Raw genomic sequence first — 26,374 nt, forward strand, 5'->3', positions numbered from 1 at the left:
AAATGCCCACAGGCTTTTTATCTATTTCTTTAATTCCAATATCATTGATGTGTTCCCTTTCACTTCCAATTTCCCAGTTGAAAAAGAAATGCTCTGTTCACTCAAAATATCATATCCTTTAGTAAAATCTTTTATTTTTTCCGAAAAGCGACCTAAACTCAACTCCTGCTTTGCTTCACCATTATTAAGCACAACCATTACCGTCTTTTCCTTATTCGATCTAAAGTAGACATACACATCATTTTCTGGTATGTAATGTGTGAGTTTACCGTTATGAATAACGGGGTTGATCTTTCGCCACTGTAGCAATTTTCGCAAGAAATTAAAAGCTTCATTTTCTTTATCGTTTCTACCTTCGGCGCTGAAAGCATTTCTTTCATCTCCTTCCCAGCCTCCTGGAAAATCAATTCTCATTTTACCATCACCATCACTTTTCTTCCCTTCCATAAGAATTTCAATCCCGGCATAAATCTGGGGTATTCCCCTGGTGGTCATCAGAAAAGTGTTCATCAGTTTGAATTTTTCCAAATCTCCTTTCAGGGTAGACATGATTCTTTGGGTATCATGATTCTCCGAAAAAATCAGGATGTTGTTCAAATCTTTGTATAAATAATCTGCCGAAAGGCTTTTATACAAACGCACTACACCATTTTCCCACTCCTGGGCTTCCAGAAATGCTTTTTCCATTGCAAAGAACAATTGAAAATCCATTACACATGGCAAGTTGGAATTGTATCCATCGGCATTTAAGGCATCTTTTTGCCAATAAGCGATGTCTGCCGCATTTTTGTACCAGGTTTCGCCGACAATATTCAAATGCGGATACTCTGTAAGAAGAGCTTCTCCCCATTTGGACATTCCCTGCGCATCGTTGTACGGATGCGTATCCATTCTAATTCCATCTAAATTGGCATACTCTACCCACCAAATACTGTTCTGTATTAAATAGGTCATCAGCAATTCATTTTGCTGATTCAGATCTGGCATGCTGATATCAAACCATCCATCGGTAAATTGGGTTTTATCTACTTGTGCGGCGTGTGGATCTAGCAGCGTAGATTTGCGGTGATTGGAGTTGGTGTACTCATCGTGTTGGTGCACCCAATCCTTTTGCGGAAGGTCTTTCATCCACCAATGTGCGCTTGCACAATGGTTAAAAACCATGTCTTTAATGAGTTTAATTTCTCTTTTTTTGCACTCTTCCGACAGTTTTAGGTAGGCTTCGTTGCCACCATATCTTGCATCAATATTGTAGTAATCAGAAATTGCGTAAGTGTGGTATGAGCCTCTTTCCTCATTATCTTCCAGCAAAGGAGTACTCCACAATGCCGTAATTCCTAAATCCTCTAAATAGTCAAGCTGATTAATGATTCCTGCTATGTCGCCACCATGGCGTCCATCGTAATGATCGCGATTTAGCTTTTCCGCCATTCCTTCAACTGAATCGTTTTCGGAATTGCCATTGGCAAATCGATCTGGCATTAGCAAGTACATTACATCCGAAGAATCAAAGCCTTGTCGTTTGGCCGAGTTCTCTCTTCTTTCTTTCAACTCGTACTGATATACAATTTCCTTGCCATTTGGCTTGGTAAATGTAATCTCAAATTGTCCTGCTTTCGCAGATTTGTCAATCCATAAATCAATAAACAAATAGTTATTGTTCTCAACATTGTGCACTGCTTTCAAACTCACACCAGGATAATGAAGTGTAGGTTGATAGCTTCCTATTCCCTCACCATAAATTAGTAATTGCAGGTTTGGATTTTCCATTCCAACCCACCAAAATCCAGGTTCAAGTTTCTCAATTTTACTCTTTGCTGCAAATGAGGTCAGACTTAAAAAAGAGAAAAACAAAATTGGAATAATTGATTTGTTCACAGTGCTCATAACCATGAGTTCGTTTATTAAAATTCAGGACAGCAAAAACTGCCATCCTGAATTGTCATAACTATTAATTAAGCGTGTTCTACCACTAGACTGCTTTCTTTTTCAACTTTGTATTCATCATCCTTAATGAAGATGTTAATGGTTTCACCTTCTTCATTGATCACGCCTACTCCATCTTCAGAAACCCTTACATTTAACAAGTTGCCTCTAAAGCGAACTTTAAACGAGTATGATTTCCATTCTTTTGGAAGCATTGGTTTGAAAACCAATTTTCCGTCTACAACTCTCATACCACCAAAACCTTCAACGATAGACATCCAGGTTCCGGCCATACTTGTAATGTGCAGACCTTCGTGAACTTCTTTGTTGTAATCATCCAAATCCAAACGCGAAGTTCTTAGGTACAGGTTGTAAGCTCTCTCTTCATCGCCAATTGTTGCTGCCAAAATAGAGTGGATACATGGCGATAATGATGATTCATGTACTGTTCTTGGCTCGTAGAAATCGTAGTTCTTGCGAATGGTTTCCAAATCGTACTGATCTTCGAACAAGTAGATTCCCTGAAGAACATCGGCTTGTTTGATAAAACAAGAACGTAGGATTCTATCCCATGACCAGTGCTGGTTGATCGGACGAATTGCAGGGTCTAGTTCCGAAGCCAGGATTTGCTCCTTGTCCATGAAACCATCTTGCTGCATGTAAACTCCTGTTTCCTCATCAACCGGATAGTACATATTTTCAATAATATCGGTCCATTTTGCGGTTTCAGCATCGAAATCGAAGTTTAGGTTCTTCATAATTTCGTCGAAACGAGCAGGATTGGTTTCTTTCACATGAGCCATTGCCTCTTGTGCATATTTCATACACCATGTTGCAATGGTATTTGTGTACCAGTTGTTGTTGATATTATTTTCGTATTCGTTAGGACCAGTTACGCCTAACATTACGTATTTCTTTTTTGCCTGAGAATAGGATACGCGCTGGCTCCAGAATCTTGAAATTCCGATTAACACATCTAGTCCATATTCTTCTAAATATTTTTTATCGCCTGTGTGGCGGATATAGTTGTAAATCGCAAAAGCAATTGCTCCATTACGGTGAATTTCTTCGAAGGTAATTTCCCATTCGTTGTGACACTCTTCACCATTCATTGTAACCATTGGATACAAGGCAGCTCCATTGGTAAAACCAAGTTTCGCTGCATTTTCGATGGCTTTTTGTAATTGTTTATGACGATAAATCAACAAGTTACGAGTAACCTCAGGCTTTGAAGTACTCAAGTAGAATGGTACACAATAAGCTTCAGTATCCCAATAAGTTGATCCTCCGTACTTTTCACCAGTGAAACCTTTAGGACCAATATTTAGTCTTTCATCTTCACCTGTGTAAGTCTGATTCATCTGGAAAATGTTGAATCGAATTGCTTGCTGCGCTGCAACATCTCCTTCAATCATGATATCGCTATGATCCCACTTGTCGGCCCATGCTGTTACATGCTCTTCCAATAAAGCACCATAACCTTTAGCTTGCGCTGCTTCCACTACCGATACAGCATCCGAAGAGATATCAGTTTTGCTGTGGTTCAAAGAACTTAATACAGCAGCATACTTGTAAATCGAGTATTCAACATCCTGTTCTGCTTCGAACTCAACAGTATTGGCAACATATTTGGCATTCTCGGTAATTACCGGGCTCAATTCAAGCTTCTGACCATCTTTATAAACATCATATTTCATGCTCATGCTAACATGAAAATCAAGCTTTTTGGTTGCAGCGGTAATGTAGGCTTCACCTTTCATCGATTTTGCCTGTAGCACATTCCAGAACTGCTCATCGTAGTTCGAATCTTCGTTGGAAACATCTGCATCAACATATGGAGTGAAAGCAATTTTTCCATCAAAATTCAATGGTGTAACTGAGTAACGAATCGCTCCAACTTCCGAAGTAACAATGCTTAAAAATCTTTTGGCTTCAACTTTTACCTTATTTCCATTCGAAAGTGTAGCTACAAAGCTACGCTCCAAAACACCTTCCTTCATGTTCAGGGTGCGAACAAAATCGCTCACTTCACATTTGGCAAGGTCAAGCATTTCACCATTAATTTTCACATCGATTCCGATCCAATTTGGCGCATTTAAAACCTTCGCAAAATATTCAGGGTATCCATTTTTCCACCAACCTACTCTGGTTTTATCTGGATAATAAACACCAGCTACATAAGTTCCCTGTAGGGTTTCGCCAGAGTAATGCTCTTCGAACATGGCTCTTTGTCCCATGTTTCCGTTACCAAGGCTAAATATACTTTCTGATGCGCGGTGGTTTTCAGGATTAAAGCCTTCCTCAATGATACACCACTCATCATGCTTTAAATACTCATTCATGTTTGATTTTCTTTTAATTAGCTTTTAGCAGATAACTTTTAACCAATTACTGCTAACTGTTAATTGTTACCGTTAAAAGTTTAATTGAGTCATAGAAAAACCCACGAATCCAGGAACAACGATATTCGCTTTTCCCAAAACATCAGGTGATCCGATTCCGACACATTTCATATTACCATTTATGGCAGCTTCGACACCAGCTTCGGCGTCTTCAAAAACAACACATTCCGATGGAGAAACACCTAGCAATTCAGCTCCTTTCAGGAATACTTCAGGATCTGGTTTTGCATTGCTAACGTGAGTGCCATCAACCACTGCATCAAAATAATCAGTCAGTTCCAACTGATTTAAAATGGTCATAGCGTTTTTACTGGCCGAACCTAAGGCAATTTTTATCCCCTGGTCCTTAAGTTCATTAAAGAAATCTTTTACCCCTGGAAGAATCTCATCAGGAGTCATTTTAAGAATGAACTCCACATAGTTTTTATTTTTCTTATCTGCCAGTTCTAGTTTTGTTTTTTCATCCAATTCAACTCCACCAATTTCCAAAAGGATATCCAATGAGGTCATTCGGCTAACGCCTTTTAACCTTTCATTATCCTCTTCGGTAAAGTCGAATCCCAATTCATTTGCTAAACTCTTCCATGCGATGTAATGATACTTTGCCGTATCAACAACCACACCATCTAAATCGAAGATGCATGCACTAATCTTTCCCATCAGTTTTTATAAATTGTTTTTATTATTTATCTGATTCTTTCACGAAGAACACAGATATTGCTCCTAAAATCATGATAACACCGGCCAGAACAAGAATGTAAATTCCATCGCCGTTGAAAAAAGTTCGAAGTATTGGTCCACCAAATACACCACTTAAAATTTGAGGTACAACCACGGTAAGGTTGAATAATCCCATGTAAATACCCATGCGTTTTGCAGGCAATGCTCCCGAAAGAATTGTATATGGCATAGCCAAAATACCTGCCCATGCAATCCCTACACCAATCATGGAAATTAATAACATGTATTGGTCGTTAAACATCATGGTAGAAATGAAACCTAATCCACCCATTACCAAAGCACCGGCATATACTGTTTTTCTACTGGTTAAGCTGATAAGCTTAGGCATTATCACAGAAAACAATGCAGCTACCAAACTGTAAACAGCAAAACAGATTCCTACCCAGTTACCGGCTTCGTTAAAAGCATCCAAAACTTGTTTGTTGGTTTCTGTTTCTGCATTAAAATCGATAGGTACACCAAAATAATGCTGAGAAATTGCAGTAGTTGAATATACCCAAAGCAAGAATAGCGGAAACCATGAGAAAAGCTGAACAATCGACAATTGTTTCATTGTCGCCGGCATGTTTTTCAATAAGTTCCAGAAGCTTTCTTTTTGCTCCTTATCTTCTTCGGTAATATTATTATAGGCTTCAAATTCTTCTGGTGGATATTCTTTGGTTTTTAGCACTGTTACCAATACACTAATCAGCAATAGTGAACCACCAATATAAAATGACCAGATTACCGAAGGTGCTACATTACCTGCTGATGACTCGTTGGAAATACCAGCTGCAGTCATGATAAATGGCAATGCCGAACCAATAACGGCACCTACGTTTATTAAGAAACTCTGAACCGAATAGCCCACATTTCTTTGCTCTTCAGGTGTCATATCAGCAACCAATGCTCTAAATGGTTGAAAGGTTACATTAAATGAACCATCCATTAAAGCAAGCATTACTACACCAAATACCAATGCACTACCTGCTTTTACAAACATTGGCGCATTAGGCATCAAGAACATAGCCAACATGGAAACAATTGCTCCAAACAAAATGTATGGAGATCGACGTCCAAATCGATTCCAGGTTTTATCACTAGCGGCACCTACCACTGGCTGAACTACCAATCCCATAATTGGTGCTACCAACCAAAAAAATGACAGTTCGTGTGGATCTGCCCCTAAACTTGTTAATATTCTACTGGCATTTGCATTTTGTAATGCAAAACCAAACTGAACACCTAAAAATCCGAAGCTCAGGTTCCAGATTTGCCAAAAGCTTAAACGAGGTTGTTTCTTCATCTGATCGTTATTATTTCTTCTTACTTTTTTAGAAGTTTGATTTCAATTGTAAACCATGCTTACAAACACAGTTTATTACACTAAGCTGGATAAAAGAAACAAAAGGTAATAATCATGATCCACAGTATTGCATACACAACACGATTAAGACCAACTAACTTTTAACGTTCAAAAATCGAAAAATGGAATTAGACCATATTCATTTCCTTCAATTACCCGGAAATGAGATCATATTACTTGGAAGTATATTATATAAGTCGGAACAGAGGTTTCCCTCCGGGATCAAAAGTACGGAAAATGAATGAATATGTCAAAAAGAAATGAAAGCATCACTCCCTAAAAGCCAGTAAAAACAGGCTACATAACCTATTTCAAACGATTGCAACAATTGTCTAAAAAAAATTATTTTTTCATTTGAAAGGGTGAGTTTAGATCAAGAAAACAAAAAAGGAGCTGATCACAAATCAGCTCCCTATATAATATTATACTCTTTAAATTAATTTTTGGTAGATCCTCTAACAATTAAATTGGTTTTAACCACTTTGGTTACTGGTTCGTAATCCATATCCCCTTCGGTAATTCGCCCCACCAGTAATTCACTGGCTCTTAATCCAACTTCGTATCCATGTTGTTCCAATGTTGTTAGGGCCGGGTCGGATGTTCTGGAAACCACACCATCGGTAAAACCAATAATCGATATATCCTCTGGAACTTTGAAACCTGCTTTCTTAACAACCGACAATGCGCCAGCAGCAGTAAGTTCGTTCACCGCAAATATTGCATCTGGTGGATTTGGTAACCTTAATAAGTCGGGAGTCTTTTCAATGGCTTCTTCAAAACTATCGCATTTAATGATCAGATCTTCATCAACCGATAGCTTATGCTTCAAAAGTGCCTGTCTGTATCCTTTCTGACGATTTTGCCCTAAAAGCATGTGTTGGGGAGCCGACAAATGAGCAATTCTTTTGCAGCCAGTATTAATCAAATGTTCTACTGCTGAAAAAGCACCTGCGAAATCATCCACAATTACATTGTCGGAAGAGAGTTCGTTACACACCCTATCGAAAAACACAATTGGAATTCCATTGTCCCTTAACTCCTTAAAGTGGCTAAAATCATTGGTTTCTTTCGACATGGAAACCAACACGCCATCCACCCTACTCGACAATAGGGCTTGAACATTGGCCATCTCTCTTTCATAGGATTCGTTAGACTGGAACATCATTACATTGTAACCTGCCTCGTGTGCAATCTTTTCGATCCCACTAATAACAGATGAGAAGAAATGATGAACAATTTCAGGAATAATTACCCCAATAACATTTGATTTGCTATGTCTTAAGCTAAGAGCTACGGCATTGGGTTTGTAGTGCCACTTCTTTGCCAATTCATTTACAGCTTCTTTAGTTTTAGAACTGATATCCGGATGATCTTTTAAAGCTCTGGACACCGTAGAGGCAGAAATGCCTAATTCTTTTGCGATATCTTTAATTGTAACCTGGCCGCTTCTCATAGATATTTTAGTGAGTTTGTAAATCAAAGAGACAAATACAACTTCAATGTTATCAAAGCATTAACAAATACCTGGGCAAACAACATCAAAAATTGCTGTAACATCCGTAAATATAGGAAAAATTAAACAAATTTGTAGGTTTAATTGTTTTTATTTTAGCCCCAAATACACATATTGACATACCTAGATATCAAACGTTTGCGGTAACGATTGCGATGATTTATTTGCACTTAATTATCAATCATTTAATACTTGATTTTGGCATTCCATATCTTTGGTAATAGAAAAAATTAAGGCTAACTTAAGGATAAGGTAATATTTGAGTGTGGTAGTGGAAGCTAAAGAGTCGGAAACTTGAGTTCATATTTCTACCTGTTTAAAATTTATCTTACCTATAACTAATTTCTAATTTATCTTAAATTTCTATTTATGGAACTTAACATTAGTATGCTAAGAAAACTGCTTCTCATGCTTGTTACGGTTTTTTCTTTTACCGTTTTGCAAGCACAGGAAAAGGCAGTTAGTGGTACTGTTACCGATGCAAACGATGGCATGGGTATACCTGGTGTTTCCGTTGTAGTTAAAGGTACCACTGTTGGTACAACTACAGACATTGACGGAAATTATATGCTTAATGTCGATGCGAATTCTACACTTGTATATTCATTTGTGGGATATAAGACACAAGAAATATTAGTTGGGGAACAAACTCAAATTAATGTTGTTTTAAGTGTTGAAACCGAAAACCTTTCCGAAGTGGTTGTGATTGGTTACGGTCAAGTGAAAAAAGATGATGCAACAGGATCTGTAACTGCTATTTCTTCAGACGACTTTAACAAAGGAGCAATTACATCTCCACAGGAATTACTTTCTGGTAAAACTGCTGGTGTTCAAATTACATCTGGTGGTGGTGCTCCTGGTGCTGGTTCTACAATTCGTATCCGTGGTGGTTCTTCATTATCTGCTAGTAACGATCCTTTATTCGTTATCGATGGTGTACCTGTAGATACTGAAGGTATTAACGGTATGAGAAACCCTTTAAATACAATTCACCCATCTGATATTGAAACATTCACTGTATTAAAAGATGCATCAGCAACTGCAATTTACGGTTCTCGTGCTTCGAACGGTGTAATCATTATTACCACTAAAAAAGGTAAAAAAGGTGGTGATCTTAAAGTAGGTTACAATGGTTATTTCTCGGTAAGCACCAGATCAGACGAAATTGATGTATTGGATGCTACTGCATACAGAGAGTTGTTCACTCAACAATTTGGTGATAACCCAAATGCTACAGCCTTACTTGGAAATGCTGATACTGACTGGCAAGATGAAATTTTCCAGACTGCTATTAGCCATGACCACAATGTAAGCTTAACGGGTGGTATTAAAGGTGTTCCTTTCAGAGCTTCTATTGGTTACACTGATCAGGAAGGTATTTTAAAAACTTCTGAATTACAACGTAACACTGCTTCTGTTGGATTTAGCCCAAGTTTATTTGATGATCACTTAAAAATTAATGTGAACCTGAAAGGGATGTACATTGATAACAGATTCGCAGATACAGGTGCGATTGGTTCTGCAATTGCTTACGATCCAACTCAGCCAGTATTTGATGAAACAAGTCCATACGGTGGATACCACACCTGGACAGTAGGTAGTACTGGCGATCCTGTAGATATCGCAACTACCAACCCACTTGCTCTTTTACAGATGCGTAAGGATGAGTCAACTGTAAAAAGAAGCATTGGTAATGCACAGTTTGATTACAAAATGCATTTCCTACCTGAATTGAAAGCAAACTTAAATGTTGGTTACGATTACTCAAAGAGTGATGGAACAATCTTTGTTCCTGAGAATGCTTCTTGGGAGTACGACGCTCAAAACGGTGGTGGTGTAGACAGAGAATATTCTCAGTCGAAACGTAACAAACTACTTGATTTCTATTTTAACTACGTAAAAGATCTAGATCAGATCGACAGTAGAGTTGATGCAATGGTTGGTTACTCATGGCAGCATTTCTGGAGAAGTGAACAAACTTACCAGACTAACGTTGCAGGTACAATTGTAGACAACGATACTGATAACAGAACAGAAAACTATTTGGTTTCTTTCTTTGGTCGTTTGAACTACTCTTTCAAAGATCGTTACCTATTAACTTTAACAGTTAGACGTGATGGTTCATCTCGTTTCGCTGATGGTAACAAATGGGGTACTTTCCCTTCAGCAGCTTTCGCATGGAAAGTGAACGAAGAAGCATTCCTTAAAAATGTTGATGTTGTTTCTGACCTTAAATTAAGATTAGGTTACGGTGTAACTGGTCAGCAAAATATTACTTCAAACGATTATCCATACTTGAACAGCTACACTTATAGTGAAGCGAATGCACAATACCAGTTTGGTGACAAATTTGTAACAACACTTCGTCCATCTGGATACGATGTAAACATCAAGTGGGAGGAAACTACAACTTATAATGCCGGTTTAGATTTTGGTTTATTCAACAACAGAATTACTGGTGCTGTTGATGTATACTACAGAAAAACCGAAGACCTATTGAATACAATTCCTGTGGCAGCAGGTACGAACCTTACCAACCAAATTCTTACCAACGTTGGTGATTTGGAAAACAAAGGTATCGAATTCGAAATCAATACTCGTCCAATCTCTACTCCTGATTTATTCTGGGAAGTTGGATTCAATGTAACTTACAACAAAAACAAAATTACCAAATTAACTGCTGTTGATGATCCTAACTATTTAGGTGTTGCTACTGGTGGTATTTCTGGTGGTGTAGGTAACAATGCACAAATCCATAGTGTAGGACATGCTTCTAACTCATTCTTCGTATGGGAGCAGGTATATGATGCAAATGGAAAACCAATTGAAGGACTTTATGTAGACCGTAATGGCGATGGTGAAATTACTGAAGATGACAAATACCATTACAAAAAAGCAGCTCCTTCAGTTTATTTAGGATTCTCTTCTAAGTTATCTTATAAGAATTGGGATTTCAGTTTTGCTGGTAGAGCAAACTTCAACAACTACGTATACAATAACGTAGACTCTAACGCAGGTGTTCCTGGACAAATGTATTATTCTGCAGGTTACCTGACTAACGTTACTGAAGATGCTTTAAATACCGGTTTTAACAGAGCTCAGTATCTTTCAGATTACTATGTTCAAGACGGTTCCTTCTTAAAGCTTGACAATATTACATTAGGTTACAACTTTAATGAAGTATTTAATGGCAAAGGAAACATCAGACTTTACACAACTGTACAGAATGTATTCACAATTACAGATTACGAAGGGCTAGATCCTGAAGTAAGCAGTGGTATCGATAACAACATCTATCCACGTCCAAGAACATTCTTGTTAGGTGTAAACATTGATTTTTAATTAATAATTCAAAGAAGAAATCATGAAAATAAGATATATTAAACTCCTATCGTTTTCCGTATTAGCCGTTCTTTTGGCTTTTACGTCTTGTACCGACGATCTGGATACGTTACCAATTGATGATGATGTACAATCTTCTGCAAGTGTTTATGAAGATCCGGCATCATACGAACAAGTATTAGCAAAATGTTATGCAGGTTTAGCTGTTTCAGGACAGGAAGGACCAGCTGGAAACTCAGATATTAGTGGTATTGATGAAGGTTTCGGACAGTACCTAAGAGGTTACTTCTACCTTCAGGAATTAACTACTGATGAAGCAATTATTGGTTGGAATGACCAAACCATTTATGACTTCCACGAGCAAGATTGGACATCTACTGATGTATTCATGACTGCTTTCTATTACAGAGTATTCTATCAGGTATCACTTTGTAATGAGTTCATCAGAGAAACTACTGATGCGAAATTGGATGGTAGAGGTGTAAGTGGTGCACTAAGAACTGATGTTGAGTACTACAGAGCTGAAGCAAGATTCCTTAGAGCTTTAAGTTATTTCCACGCAATTGATATGTTTGGAAATGTACCTTTCGTTACTGAAGAAGATGCTGTAGGTTCATTCTCACCAGAGCAAATTTCAAGAGCAGACCTTTTCACTTACATCGAAAGTGAATTGTTAGATATCGAAGACAAGTTAATGGCTCCTTTGGCAAATGTTTATGGTCGTGTTGATCAGGCTGCTGCCTGGATGTTATTGTCTAAATTGTACCTAAATGCAGAAGTTTACACCGGTACTCCTAGATACAACGATGTAATTACTTACACTGAAAAAATCAACACTTCTGGTTATGCTTTGGATGCTGATTACGATCACCTTTTCTTAGCTGATAACCATACTGCTGATGGTGTTATCTTCCCAATTACTTACGACGGAATTAACACATTAACATACGGTGGTACTTCATTTATTATTCACGCTGCAACTGGTGGTAGCATGACTCCAACCGACTACGGTATTTCTGGTGGTTGGGCTGGTTTAAGAACCACAAGTGCTTTGGTTGACAAATTTATCGATATCGAAACTTTAAAGTCGACTACATTAGGTACTAAAGCAGCTGTGAATGGTTCGTATCCTGTTGTTTATGTTCCTGGAGCACACCAGGGATGGGATCCATCTATCGACACTACAGTTCTTGCATCGGTTAACGACGATGGAAACTACGAAGGTTACCTTTGGTTTGCTGACGACAACAATGAGTTTAAAATTAACGAAACTCCAAGCTGGGATGTGAACTATGGTGATGATGGTGCTGATGGTACTTTAGATGCAGGTGGTTCTAATATCGTTGCTGGAACAGCAGGTTATTACAAAATCAATGCAAATTTAAATGACCTAACATACACAATCCAAAGAACCGATTGGGGACTAATTGGTAGTGCAACTCCTGGTGCATGGGATAATGACACTGATATGACATTTGACCCTGCTACTGAAAGCTGGACATTGGTTGTTGACCTTGTTCCTGGTGAAATCAAATTCCGTGCGAACGACGATTGGGCTCTTAACTACGGTGATAGCAATGGCGACGGCATTCTTGAAGAAGGTGGTGACAACATCGCAATTACTGTTGGTGGTGCTTACTTAATTACCATGAAATTAGGTGCTGGTGACTATACTTTCTCTGCAGAAAGACAACCATATGACAGAAGAAGCATGTTCTATACCGATGGTCAGACTCTTGAAATTGCTAACGTAGGTGAATTTACCGAAGGTTATGCAATCACTAAATTCAAGAATATCGATCAGAATGGTAACCCAGGACAAAGTCTTGACTATCCTGATACTGATTTCCCAATGTTCCGTTTGGCAGATTCATACCTAATGTATGCTGAAGCTGTATTACGTGGTGGAAACGGTACAAGTACAAAAGCGCTTGAATACGTAAATAACGTTAGAGAAAGAGCTTACCAGGATCCTGCAGGTCACATTTCTCAAGGAGAACTTACTTTAGATTTCATTCTTGACGAAAGAGCAAGAGAATTCTACTGGGAGTGTTCAAGAAGAACCGACCTTGTAAGATTCGGACAGTTTAGTGATGGAACATACGTATGGCCTTGGAAAGGTGGCGTTGCGGAAGGTATTGCTGTTGACAGCAAGTTCAACCTATTCCCAATTCCAGCTGATGATTTGGCAGCGAATCCAAACCTTCAACAAAATCAGGGTTACTAGTCATTAACTTTAAATCAATCTAAAATGAAAAAAATAAGTTTTCTATTAATTGCAGTTTTCGGGATGTTTATCCTGAACTCTTGTAGCGATGAAGATTTTGATCCGGTTGTGGAGGTAACTAGCACTCCTACGATTTCAGCTCCTGCATCCGGTGCATCATATGTTCTTACTGAAGCGAATGCCGCTGAGGTTTTTGAAACATTCACATGGAGTGCTGCCGATTTTGGTTTCCAGGCAGCAACCTCTTACGCGGTTCAAATTGATAATGCTGGTAACGGTTTTGCTGATGCATTAACTATTGGATCTACTAATGAATTAACATTTAGCCTTACAAATGGTGATATGAACCAAAAATTGTTGGCCTTTGGTGTTCCTTACGGTGCTCCTGCCAGCATGGAAATGAGAGTTGTTGCTAGCATTTCTGATTTGGTTGATCAGGTTGTATCAGAAACAATTGCTTTCACAGTAACGCCTTACGAGGTTGTAATTGTTTATCCAAGCTTATACGTTCCTGGAAATTACCAGGCAGCTAGTGGATACAGTGCTGGCGACTGGTCTCCAGACACTGCTCCTGAGATTCACTCAATTAAGAGTAATGATGTTTACGAAGGTTTCATTTATCTAACCAACGCAAACTCTGAGTTTAAGTTTACAACTGAACCAAACTGGGATTTCGCTTATGGTGATGATGGTGCTGATGGTACTTTGGAATCAGACAATGCAGCGAATATTGTTGTTGCTGATCCAGGTATGTACAAACTTGATGTAGATGTTCCTAATTTAACATACACAGTAACTGCAGCGAATTTCGGTGTAATTGGTAGTGGAACTCCTACAGGTTGGGATTCTGATACCGATATGACCTGGGATCCAGCAAATCAGGTTCTAACAGTAACATTAGACATTGCTGCTGATGGTGAAGGTAACCGTCAGATTAAGTTCCGTGCGAACGACGATTGGGCAATTAACTACGGTGATACCGACAGAAACGGTACGCTTGTAGCAGGTGGAGAAAACATCGATGTTCCATCGGATGGTAACTACACCATTACTTTAGATCTTAATGGTCCTGTATACAGATACACGCTTACAAAGAACTAAAATAGCTTACAAATAAAAGAGCATGCTTCGGCATGCTCTTTTTTTACCTAATAACATCAAATTACAAAGGATTAGATCGCATTTACTATGAAGAAAATTTACACATATATCCTTTTTGTTTTGCTATTGCTGCCAACAATAGTACAAGCTCAAATTACAACCAATCCTGAATTCCCAAATGTTAATTCTGAAATCACAATTACATTTGATTCATCACAGGAATCCAGGTTAGGAACATTCTCGGGAGATCTTTACGCTCATACAGGTGTACTGATTGAAGGGAATACAGAATGGCAACATGTTATTGGCTCGTGGGGAGATAACACGGCACAACCTCAGTTAACCAACAACAACGATGGTACCTACACTTTGGTTATTACTCCTAATATTACTGATTTTTATTCCGTTCCAGGCAATGAGGTTGTTAGACAAATGGCCTTTGTATTTCGCTCGGCAGACGGAAGCCAGCAAACCGATGACATTCTTGTTGATGTTTACGATGAAGGCTTGGTGGTAACATTCGATGCTCCTTCGGATAATGAAATGATCGCCAAAAATGAAGTACTACAGGTTGAAATTAAGTCAAATATCAGCGAAAGCTTAAGCCTTTACCTTGATGATGTACTGGTTGAAACAACCACTACCGAACAAGAAATTAATACCACCGTACAAAGCAATGTTGCGGGAACTCACAAGTTAGAAGCTGTAGCTGTTTCGGGTTCAGAGGAAGTACGAAAAACCATCAATTTTTACGTACGTGAAGATGTGGTAATTGAAGATATGCCAGCAGGCATTATCGAAGGGATCAACTATATCGATGACAATACTGTAACTTTGGCAATGTATGCACCTAATAAGGACTTTGCATTCGTGATTGGTGATTTTACAAATTGGGAAATCAACAATAACTATCAGCTGAAAAAAGATGAAGATTATTTTTGGATTACCATCGACAACCTTACTGCAGGACAAGAGTATGTTTTCCAGTATCTTATCGACGGTAATGTGAAAATTGCTGATCCATATGCCGACAAATTATTGGATCCTTGGAACGATCAGTATATTTCAGATACTACCTACCCGAACTTAATTCCTTATCCTTCGGATAAAACAAGTGAAATTGCAAGTGTTCTTCAGACCGGACAAACTGCCTTTAACTGGACCGACTCACAATTTAGCATGCCAGCCGAAGAAGATCTTGTGATTTACGAACTTCATGTGAGAGATTTTGTGGCATCTGGCGACATTAAAACCGTTACCGATACATTGGATTACCTACAATCTTTAGGTGTAAATGTAATTGAACTAATGCCATTTAACGAGTTTGAGGGCAACGATTCATGGGGATATAACCCATCTTTCTACTTTGCTCCTGATAAGGCTTACGGAACAAAAAACGACTATAAAAACTTTATTAACGAGTGTCATAATCGTGGAATTGCAGTTTTCATGGATATGGTATTGAACCATACCTACGGACAATCGCCATTTTTAAGAATGTATTTCGATGGCTCGCGTCCTACTGCTGATAATCCATGGTACAACCAGGAGCATAACTTCCAAAACACTGATGCTCACTGGGGATACGACATTAATCACGAAAGTGCTGCAACGCAAAAGTTGGTAGATCGTATCAATGCATACTGGATGAACGAATACCACATTGATGGTTTCCGTTTTGATTTTACCAAAGGTTTCTCGAACAAATCACATCCAAATAGTGGATCGGACGTATGGGGAAGCGATTACGATGCCGATAGAATTAGATTATTGAAGAGAATGGCTGATGAAATTTGGGCCGTTAAATCGGATGCAGTGGTGATATTTGAGCACTTATCAGAGAATTCGGAAGAAAAAGAACTGGCTGCTCACGGAATCATGTTATGGGGCAATGCCAACCACGATTACAGCGAAGCATCTATGGGTTACTCGTCGAGCTTAAATAGCGTATCGTGGAAAAACAGAACATGGGATGGCCCCAAGTTGGTAAGTTATATGGAAAGTCATGACGAAGAGAGAATGATGTACCGCAACCTGAATTTTGGTAACTCTGCAGGCGATTACAATGTAACTGAACTGAATACCGCATTGGCAAGAGTAGAAGCTGCCGCAGCTTTCTTTTTCACCATTCCTGGTCCGAAAATGATTTGGCAGTTTGGAGAACTGGGTTACGATTTCTCTATTGATGAAAATGGTCGTGTAGGTAGAAAACCAATTCGTTGGGATTACTACGACAACACCAACAGAAAAAGATTATATGATGTGTTTTCTTCTCTTATCGATATCAAGATAAACGAAGTTGCATTTGAATCGAATGATTTTGTTTTGAATACGGGTAGCTTCCTAAAACGCATCGAAATTAACCATAGCGATATGGATGTTCGCGTAATTGGAAACTTCGATGTTGAAGAAGGGGAAATCGATCCAAACTTCAGTCAGACAGGAAGTTGGTACGATTATTTTAGTGGTCAGGAAATCAGCGTAAGCGATGTAAATGCAAAAATTACATTGGCTCCTGGAGAATATCATATTTACACTACAAAGCAATTAACAACTCCTGATGTTGCTTCTGCTCCATTGGCATCTAATGTAAGCATTAGCGGAACATTCAGAGAAGATGAAGTGTTAACGGCAAGCTATACTTATTCTGATGTAAATAACGATTTGGAAGGCACATCGACCTACCAGTGGTACAGAGCCGAAGATGCAAATGGAACCAATGAAGTGGCCATTAGCGGTGCTACAGATTTAACTTACACACTTGCAAGAGCCGACAGGGCAAACTTTGTACGCTTTTCGGTGACTCCGGTGGCACAAACTGGCGAATTATTAACTGGTAATACGGTTTATAGTGCATATACCGATGAAATTGCATACTCAACTGGAATTGATGATGTATTGGCAAAAGAGCTAAAACTTTATCCTAATCCGGTGAAAGATATTCTTCACCTTGCGAATATGAACCAGGTAAGCAATGTTCATATTTACACAGCTAACGGAATGCTTGTAAGAAGTATTGCTGCACCTAATTCGTCGGAAGAAATCAATCTAGGCAATTTAGCAAGCGGTACCTATTTAATGGTTTTTGAAATGGAAGATCGTTCGAAATTGACCAGAAAAATCATAAAGCAGTAAAATAAGTTTTCTTTATAGTTTATAGATCAGTAAAACTCCCGTAAACATTTCGATGTAAACGGGAGTTTTTTATTAACCTGAGTTCGATTAAAAATATCAGCACAGTTTGAACTGGTTTTGCGTAGAAATATTCTCAGATTTTCGAAGTAAATCCCGAATAAATCTGGCTTTCTGTGATGGATAGTTTTAATCGAACTCAGCTTATTATTTCACTGTAAGTTCCAACCGGTATTTTATTTCAGAATCACCTGGCTGCATAATTAGTTTATAATCGCCGGGAACCAGTGGTTCGTCGGGCATCGATACTTTAAACACAAATGGTGATTCTCCGTAATATCCCATCTGCTCTCTTACCAATTGTTCCTTGCTATCGAATATTTTCAGATTTAATTCGCTATTCATAAACTGCTTTAAATGAAATTGCACAAAAACATTCTCCGATTCTGAGTAGTAGTATTCCTGATCGGCTCCCATAAACTCTTCCCGCTCCTGCTTATTGTTTTCATTTAAATCGATAAAGCCAGTGAAGAAAAAGAAGCCTTCCTGTCCTTTAGAAAATTCAGGAGCCAGATTTTCTACATTCTCTTTTACATTCATTGCCATTTGTGGAGCTTCAGGAATCTCCTCTGTTACTTCTTCCAGTTCAGGACTCTCTTCTGTCGTTTCTGCTGCAACAACATCATCTGTTTTCACGATATTGGCAATGGAATCTCCAATTTGTACCAGCAGTCGGTATTGTATCGGATTTTTCACGCCCATCGAGGCAGTAATCATATATTCTCCTTCGGGTACTTTTTTCAATACTCGCAAAAACTGGTTTCCTACATTCACAGTATCTTCCTTCATGGTATAGTGTTGCAAACTGTCCATTTTTGAAATGTTCATGGCAATCATATCATAGGTCGAATTCCAAACCTGGTATACCACCATATTATCGTTCATCGGAAGATTTAAACCTACTTCAAAATCTACCTTGCCAAGTTCAAATTGCCTTTCATCGAGTCCAATTACTTCGGCACTATCCAATCTCATGTCTCCATCTTCATCAATCCACTCTTTAAAAAGATGAAAACTTTCGGGCAGGAGTTTCTTTCTAATTTTAGCAAAAGCATTTCCGTTGGGCTCCTTTATCAGGAAACTGATTTGATAGGTTTTCCCAGATTCGGCAGGATTAACGGTCATAATGTACTCTCCTACTGGCAGAAAAGCATCGAAATTGGAGTAGGTAAACAACGGTTTCGAGGTATAATTTTTTCGTACGGTTCGAATCAAATTCCCGCTGGTATCCCAAATTCTAAGTTTAAGATTTGTTCCCTCTTTAATGGCAGGGTCGTTAAGTGAGGCGCTTATGGATTCTCCTTTTGAGTAGGAGCTTTTTCCAAGGCCAAAAAACTCGTTTCGTTCTACAATTTCATTTTCGTTTAAATCTACCCATTTATTGTAGGCAAACAGCCCAATGGGGATTCCATTTTGGTACGTTTTATCCTGTTCTTGCGGCTCTACTTTATCGGCAGAACTTAATTCATCTTTTGGGAGAGAATCTTGAATAAATTGATCCTGAGCACTTACAATTAAAGTTGTGCCAACCAGTATGGCAAGTATCAAATAACACCTACCAATAATACATTTCATCTTTTTGTATATCATGGTATTTGGTTTAAAGCTGAATAAATAAGAGTTGCTGTCTATTTAAATACGGTTTAAATAGCATATATGTTTTACCCTCAGACCAATACTTTGATGAAATGACCTAAAAAAAACTTAAAAAATCTTAAGGAGTATTAATTTCCTCATCTAGCGAATTTAAAAATGAGATATGTGACATTCTTTTTGGCCTTTCTCTAATCAATCTACAATAATAAATCCAGTTCGATGAAGTATTCCAGAACAATAAAAAAAACGTGCTACTCCACCAGGAATAGCACGTTTGTTTTGCGTGTTAAAAATATAATAGAGAAGTCTTTAACTTACTAATCTGCTTTTAGGCTTTTGTGCCGTAAGCATTTCTTTGGTTTTGATATCAAGTTTTGATTCTTTCTCCTCTGGCTGCGTAATTTCATCGGCAGCTTGTTTAGAATCGCCAGCCAGGCTATACAATCCGCGAAGAAGCATCTCATATTTTTCTTCGGCCGAAATGGCAGCAAAAGCAGCTTTTTTCTCTTCGATGATACGTTGTTTTTCTGTCTCTTCGGCATTTACTTTAGCATAGTAGGCATCAGCTTTTCTATTGCGAAGGAAAGGACCTGCTACGCTTGGAAACAATTCAAGCAGAAGCATTTCTTTTTCGTTCTCGGCTAGTTTCATGCCTCCAAACTCATGCAAAACAGGATTTTCTGGCGATTGATATTTGTTCACATCAAAATCGCTGGCTTCACTTTGTCCACAAATCTTATGACGGAAATCTGGGTCAATATCAATTGGAGTTTCGCCATATTCTCCTTTCACAAGATTAAAGAATTGGTTGTTCACATTTGTGTATGGCGCCTTACCGCTGTTTACATCTAAAACGTAGTTTACAGCCTGCACACCTACAATTTGTGATGATGGCGTTACCAAAGGAGGACAACCGGCAGCAACTCGTACTTCAGGCACTTTTTCCAAAACTGTTGGAAGAAGATCTTCTAGTCCCAAAGCTTTTAGCTGTGCCAACATGTTGGTATACATTCCACCTGGTATTTCGGCAGCCTTCACCTCTTCGTTTGCAGCCGGGAAGTTGAAGAATTTCTCGATGGCATGGCAAGTAGCCAGGAGCTCTTCTTCTTTATCGGCCTTTGCCAGTTCAATGGCTTTATCGAACAGGGCATCAATCTCTTTTGGAAGATAATCAGCAGTAATATCAAACTCAAGTGGGAACATTTTGTAAGAATCGAACTCAGCAATTCTCTCACGAATTCCCTTCAGCTCTTTGTTAATGGCAACAACCGATTCTAAATTCACACCGGTATCTAAACCTAACTTATCTGCAAAAATCTGTATCAATTCGAATGAAGGTGCAGCCGGACCACCTGCAAAATTCAACATACAGGTATCTACCACATCAACACCATTTACGATCGCCATTAATACAGCTCCCAAACCATAACCTGGCGTACAATGAGTATGAAAATCGATTGGCAGATTGGTTTCTTTCTTCAAACGCTTTACAATCTTACCTGATAATGATGGTGGAATTAAACCAGCCATATCTTTCACGGTAATCATATCAGCGCCAAGCGCTTCCATTTGCTTTGCTTTATTTACGAAATAATCTACATCGAATATTTTCTTCGGCAATTTTTTACCCGATAAAAGTGCTTTCCATCTTTGTTTTTTGGTGAATTTTGGATCTACCGTATAACAAACTGCACAGTCGGCAATGCCTCCTGCTTCTTTCATATACTTTATGGTGGTTTCCATGTTCTTCACATCGTTCAAACAATCGAAAATACGCATGATTCCCAGTCCCGATTTCACAGCATTCTTATTGAAACCTTCGATTACCGATTCAGGATATGGAGAGTAACCAAACAGGTTTCTACCTCGCGATAATGCGGTTAGGTGTGAAACATCGCCAATTACCTCTTTAATGGACTCTAAGCGATGCCATGGATCTTCGTTCAAGTAACGCATTACCGAATCGGGAATTGCACCCCCCCAAACTTCTAATGCATAAAAGTTTGCATCTTTATACAAAGGCAGAACCTTTTCGATTTCGTGCTGAGGTACACGGGTTGCAAAGAGTGATTGCTGACCATCGCGCAATGTAAGGTCACGAATTTTTAGTTTGCCTGTTCTTTTAATTGCAGCTCTCTCGGCAGCAATTTTTCCACGATTCTCTTCTCTTTTGGATTCGAATTCAGCTTTTCGCTTTCCTTCAAGATATCCTTTTGCCACCAACGGGAATAGCTCCAGTAGCATGTACTCCTTATCGTCGACAGCCAATTTTACATTGCCGTACTGAGGCAATTGCGGATTTTCTGGTGCCTGATAATTGCTTACATCATAATCTTGTCTTTCTGCATTGCCCGTTATTTTCTCACGAAATTCGGGAGCAATTTCGATAGGAGTTGTTCCATACTCTCCTTTTACCAGGCTAAAAAACTGGTTGGATACATTGGTATAGAACGGGCGACCTGAGTTCTCGTCGATCACACAGTTTACGGCCTGTACACCTACAATTTGTGAAGAAGGGGTAACCAATGGCGGACAACCAGCGTCCAATCGAACCACTGGCACCACTTCTAACACTCTCTCAAGCAGGGTTTCCAAACCTAAAGCTTTCAACTGGTTTAGCATGTTTGTGTACATGCCACCAGGAATTTCCGCCTTCTTAACCATTTCGTTAGGAGCCGGGAAATTAAAATATTTTTCAATTGCATGACAAGCATTTAAAAGCTCTGCTTCCTGATCAGCCTTAGCATATTCAATTGCATCATCAAACAGTTTATCGATATTGGCTGGTAGCTTGTCTTTTGTAATGTCAAATTCAATTGGGAATTGCTTATAGCTGTCTACTTCAGCCAAAGCATTGGCACGAATCTCTTTCAGTATTTTATTAATTTCAACTACTGTTTTCGCATCACCATCCAGTTCAATGCCCATTTTCTGGCAGAACAGGTAAATCAATTCGTAAGCCGGAGCTGCAGAGCCACCTGCGAAGTTCATGATATTGGTATCAATAATATCAACCCCATTTACAATGGCGCTGAGCGCCGATGCCAAACCATAACCTGGCGTGGAATGCGAATGAAAATCAACAGGAATACTTAACTCTTCTTTAAAACGGCGGATGATCAAACCAGCACGTGAAGGAGAAGCCAATCCTGCCATATCCTTTAGGGAAATCATATCAGCGCCAAGCGTTTCTAATTTTTTGGCTAGATTTACAAAGTAATCCACATCAAAAATCTGATCGGGAAGGTTTTTAATCGTTAGTCGCTCACGATCTTCTTCTTTTTCAGGAAATTTCGAATCTACGGTATAACAAACAGCGCAATCGGCCATACCACCAGCTGCTTTCACATACTTAATGGTCGACTTCATGTTCTCTATATCATTCAAACAATCGAAAATACGCATAATGCCCAAGCCCGATTTTACCGCTTGTGTATTAAATTTCTCGATTACTGATTCGGGATAAGGACTGTAACCGAAAAGATTTCGTCCGCGAGATAAGGCCGTAAGTTTGGAAACATTGCCAATCTCCTTTTTAATGGACTCCAATCGGTACCATGGATCCTCGTTTAAATAACGCATTACAGAATCAGGAACAGCACCACCCCATACTTCCATCGCATAAAAGTTTGCCTTTTTATACAAGTGCAGAACTTTTTCTATTTCTGCCTGTGGCATTCTGGTCGCAAAAAGAGATTGCTGGCCATCTCTTAACGTTAGATCTCTAACTAATAATTTCCTTTTCTTCATACCCTGACTTTTTAAATCCTACTATCCAATTTACTAGAGAGTGTCCCTTTTTTTCGATCTACAAACCCAAGATTTGTTGATCTTTGCATCAAAAATAAAAACAAATATCTAATAAGGAAATTTTTCGCTATTAACCGCAGCATGTTGTATAATACCCGTTTTTATGGGTATTTTTACTCATGTTGATTGCTGATTTATTTCTTTAATAATATCATCTGGATTTCGCAATCGATAACGAAATTTGCAATCTCGACATTGCACTTTTCGAAAAGCCCTTTAAAATTGCACTGCTCGGCATGTTATGGAACATTAGCATTCTATTTAACCATTTTTATTTACTGTACAGTATAAGCATGCAGAAAACACCCATCCTGTTTTTATTCAGAACAGAAAACATGCTCTACAACATGCACTTTATTCAATTTACATTGATATTCGTTTTGGCTGCCAATTGAAAGCAAAGGATTGCACTCACAATCGAACAGAAAGTTTCCTTTTCCAATATCTGGAAGTGAAATCGTAAAAAGTTGCGTACTTTTACGCCATAAATTGAAAAAACCATCAGATTCGTTTTAAATGAAAACTGATTAAAAGATAGCTTGTGAGTATTATAGGACAATATGCAGAATTAAAAGTTGCTAAAATAGTAGACTTTGGAGTGTTTTTAGAAGGTGAAGATGAAGCTTTAATCTTGTTGCCGAATCAATATGTTCCTCCGAAAACTCAAATTGATGATACCATTAAAGTATTTATCTACCGCGATTCGGAAGATAGAATTATTGCTACAACGCTTAAACCCAAAGCAACTGTTGGAGAATTTGCCGTTTTAAAGGTAAAATCAGTAACCAATGTTGGTGCATTTTTAGATTGGGGACTTGCCAAAGACCTATTGGTACCATTTAGCGAGCAAAGAGATAAAATGCAGGTGGATCTGTCCTACCTGGTATATATATACCTCGATAATGCAACTGGTAGAATTGTAGCCACTGCTAAAATTGAAAGAATACTTCGTGAGAATGAAGTGTCTTACCAGGAAGGAGATGAAGTTGAAATTTTAGTTGGTAAAAGAAGTGAATTGGGTTTCCAGGTGTTGATTCATGATGATGCATTGGGTATGGTGTATAAAAACGAAATTTTCGGCCACCTAAAAATTGGAGACAAAAGAAAGGCATACATTAAAAAGGTTCGTCGCGATGGCAAAATTGACGTTAGCCTGCAACAACAGGGTTATGCCAAGGAAGTACCAAAATCGGGACAACAAATTCTTGATCTGCTTAAAGAAGAGGAAGGCTTTCTGCCTTTAAATGATAAAAGTACGCCAGAGGACATTTACTACACCCTTAAAATGAGTAAAAAGAACTTCAAAAAAGCAATTGGACTTCTGTACAAACAAAAATTAATTACCATCGAGGATACGGGAATCTTCCTTGTTCAGTAATCAATGCGAATCACTAATCAACACAATACCAAAACATGAACAAATTATTGAATTGCCTATTGTCAGGACTATTTGTCCTTATGATAGGCAGCACTTACGCCCAGGACAAGTCTGATTGGCAAAATGGTGTGCCAGAAGGTTGTACCACAATTACAGTAGGTAAAAAAGCAACTATCGATGGATCGGTAATTACATCGCACACCGATGATAGTCACAGAACGCGAGCATGGATGGATGTTACTCCAGCCAAGAAATACAAAAAGGGAAGCAAGTTTGCATTATACGAAAGGTCGGCATACGATAGCCTTGCTATGCCAACTTACCAGCATAAAAAAATTGGTGAAATTGATCAGGTTGAAGAGACCTACCAGTTTTTAAATACTGCATACCCATGTATCAACGAAAAGCAATTGGCAATTGGTGAATCGACTTTTGGTGGTCGTGAAGAATTGTACTCAAAAGAGTGTTTGATTGACTGCCAGCGCTTGCAACAGCTAATGCTTGAAAGATGCACCACTGCAAGGGAAGCCATTCAGTTAGCCGATGAATTGTTAATGAAATACGGTTGGAGAGATTACGGAGAATGCCTTACCATTGCTGATAAAAAGGAAGTATGGCATTTTGAGGTTGTTGGTCCGGGTGAAGGTAAAGTAGGTGCAGTTTGGGTGGCACAGCGTGTTCCAGACAATCACATTTCGGTTAATGCCAACGCCAGTACCATTAAAGAAATCAATCTTGAAGATACTGATCATTTTATGGCTTCGGAAAACATTTATTCGGTAGCAAAAGAAAATGGCTGGTGGACAGAAGGCGAAGTTTTCAAATGGAATTATGCTTATGCACCTAAAAGTCGATTATCATTAGCTTCGAGAAGAAGAGAGTGGAGAGTTCTTTCAATGGCAGCTCCTTCATTAGAATTGGATGCGAACGATAAAGATTATCCTTTTTCGGTTGAACCGGATGAAAAAATCACCATGGACAAACTGGTAGAAATCTTTAAGGATTACTACGAAGGAACTCCTTACAACTTTGTGAAAAATATCAAACAAGCAGATAAGGACGGAAAAGAAGTATTGTCCCCTTTTGCAAATCCGTTTATGCCATATGATATGAACCGCTTGTTCCGTGTAAACGGTGGTTGGGGCGAATTGGGAGAAAGAACCATTGCCCGTTGGTATACCATGTATGCAACCATTATTCAGTGTCGCGATTGGCTGCCTGATGAAGTGGGAGGCATTGTTTGGTTAGCTCAGGATAATGTAGCTACATCTATTTATATTCCGGTATATGCAGGTACAACCGACCTGGCTGATTCGTATAAAGTAAAAGCACGTAGAACTGGCTACACTCGTACTTCGGCCTGGTGGGCATTCAATCGCCTGGGAACATTAACGGCTCAGCGCTGGGGCGATATGCGACACGATGTTGACGAAGTATTTGTACCACTGCAAAAGCAATATTTCGAAGAACAATTATTAATCGACGAAAAAGTGAGCAAAATGAGTAAGAAAAAACGCAAGGAATTTCTTACCAAAAGAAGTATAAAACTAGGGAATGAAGTTGTAGATAAAGCCTGGGAAATTGGCGATGGACTTTGGACCAAATACGATGAAAAATTTTAATAATAGATAAGCAAAAAAAGCCTTAGAAATCTGAACTGCACCCCAAAAGTTGGACACAACATTTGGGGTGTTTTTATGACTAAAAAAAAGAGAAACAAATTTAGTATTGAGGATAGAGAACAAGCAGTTCTAAAAATACAGAACGAAGGAAGATCTTGCCTATCTGTTGCACGAGAATT

13 protein-coding genes are annotated in these 26,374 nt (G+C 38.7%); 6 read left to right on the plus strand and 7 right to left on the minus strand.

The features are described from left to right. Window positions 1–21 precede the first annotated feature (21 nt). The 5 genes from ELS83_RS11090 to ELS83_RS11110 all read right to left on the minus strand — a co-directional run bounded on the left by ELS83_RS11090 (window position 22) and on the right by ELS83_RS11110 (window position 7,867). Window positions 22–1,887: a glycoside hydrolase family 13 protein gene (locus tag ELS83_RS11090; protein ID WP_171595637.1), complete on the minus strand. Its 1,866-nt coding sequence runs from the start codon at window positions 1,885–1,887 to the stop codon at window positions 22–24. Between the two features lie 68 nt (window positions 1,888–1,955). Beyond that, entirely contained in the window at window positions 1,956–4,268 is a 2,313-nt protein-coding gene (locus ELS83_RS11095) for a glycoside hydrolase family 65 protein (RefSeq protein ID WP_171595638.1), read from the minus strand. 72 nt (window positions 4,269–4,340) lie between these two features. Continuing rightward, entirely contained in the window at window positions 4,341–4,988 is a 648-nt protein-coding gene (pgmB, locus tag ELS83_RS11100; RefSeq protein ID WP_171595639.1) for a beta-phosphoglucomutase, read from the minus strand. A 22-nt stretch (window positions 4,989–5,010) separates the two neighbouring features. Next, entirely contained in the window at window positions 5,011–6,354 is a 1,344-nt protein-coding gene (locus tag ELS83_RS11105) for an MFS transporter (RefSeq protein WP_171595640.1), read from the minus strand. 496 nt (window positions 6,355–6,850) lie between these two features. Continuing rightward, window positions 6,851–7,867, minus strand: coding sequence for a LacI family DNA-binding transcriptional regulator (locus tag ELS83_RS11110; protein WP_171595641.1), 1,017 nt, complete (start codon window positions 7,865–7,867; stop codon window positions 6,851–6,853). A gap of 429 nt (window positions 7,868–8,296) precedes the next feature. Between ELS83_RS11110 and ELS83_RS11115 the strand changes: the two genes are divergently transcribed. The 4 genes from ELS83_RS11115 to ELS83_RS11130 all read left to right on the plus strand — a co-directional run bounded on the left by ELS83_RS11115 (window position 8,297) and on the right by ELS83_RS11130 (window position 17,732). Then, entirely contained in the window at window positions 8,297–11,269 is a 2,973-nt protein-coding gene (locus ELS83_RS11115) for a SusC/RagA family TonB-linked outer membrane protein (RefSeq protein ID WP_171595642.1), read from the plus strand. A gap of 22 nt (window positions 11,270–11,291) precedes the next feature. Next, entirely contained in the window at window positions 11,292–13,496 is a 2,205-nt protein-coding gene (locus ELS83_RS11120; protein ID WP_171595643.1) for a RagB/SusD family nutrient uptake outer membrane protein, read from the plus strand. A gap of 24 nt (window positions 13,497–13,520) precedes the next feature. Further along, window positions 13,521–14,597 (plus strand): SusE domain-containing protein, encoded by a 1,077-nt coding sequence (locus tag ELS83_RS11125; protein WP_171595644.1) that lies wholly within the window; start codon window positions 13,521–13,523, stop codon window positions 14,595–14,597. Window positions 14,598–14,684: 87 nt separating this feature from the next. Continuing rightward, the gene (locus ELS83_RS11130) at window positions 14,685–17,732 is read left to right on the plus strand and encodes an alpha-amylase family glycosyl hydrolase (RefSeq protein WP_171595645.1); all 3,048 of its coding nucleotides are present in this window, start codon (window positions 14,685–14,687) and stop codon (window positions 17,730–17,732) included. Between the two features lie 204 nt (window positions 17,733–17,936). On the opposite strand, the gene ELS83_RS11135 is transcribed toward ELS83_RS11130, so the two are convergent. After that, window positions 17,937–19,379 (minus strand): hypothetical protein, encoded by a 1,443-nt coding sequence (locus ELS83_RS11135; RefSeq protein ID WP_171595646.1) that lies wholly within the window; start codon window positions 19,377–19,379, stop codon window positions 17,937–17,939. 315 nt (window positions 19,380–19,694) lie between these two features. Beyond that, complete coding sequence (locus ELS83_RS22090) at window positions 19,695–23,135, minus strand: hypothetical protein (protein WP_216616513.1); 3,441 nt, start codon at window positions 23,133–23,135, stop codon at window positions 19,695–19,697. Between the two features lie 601 nt (window positions 23,136–23,736). On the opposite strand from ELS83_RS22090, the gene ELS83_RS22565 reads away from it, so the two are divergent. Further along, entirely contained in the window at window positions 23,737–24,573 is an 837-nt protein-coding gene (locus ELS83_RS22565; protein WP_171595647.1) for a S1-like domain-containing RNA-binding protein, read from the plus strand. A 35-nt stretch (window positions 24,574–24,608) separates the two neighbouring features. Then, on the plus strand, window positions 24,609–26,195 hold the full coding sequence (locus tag ELS83_RS11150; RefSeq protein ID WP_171595648.1) for a dipeptidase: 1,587 nt from the start codon (window positions 24,609–24,611) through the stop codon (window positions 26,193–26,195). The last annotated feature ends 179 nt before the right edge of the window (window positions 26,196–26,374 follow it).

The sequence above is a fragment of the Marinifilum caeruleilacunae genome (assembly GCF_013141825.1).
Classification (GTDB): domain Bacteria; phylum Bacteroidota; class Bacteroidia; order Bacteroidales; family Marinifilaceae; genus Marinifilum; species Marinifilum caeruleilacunae.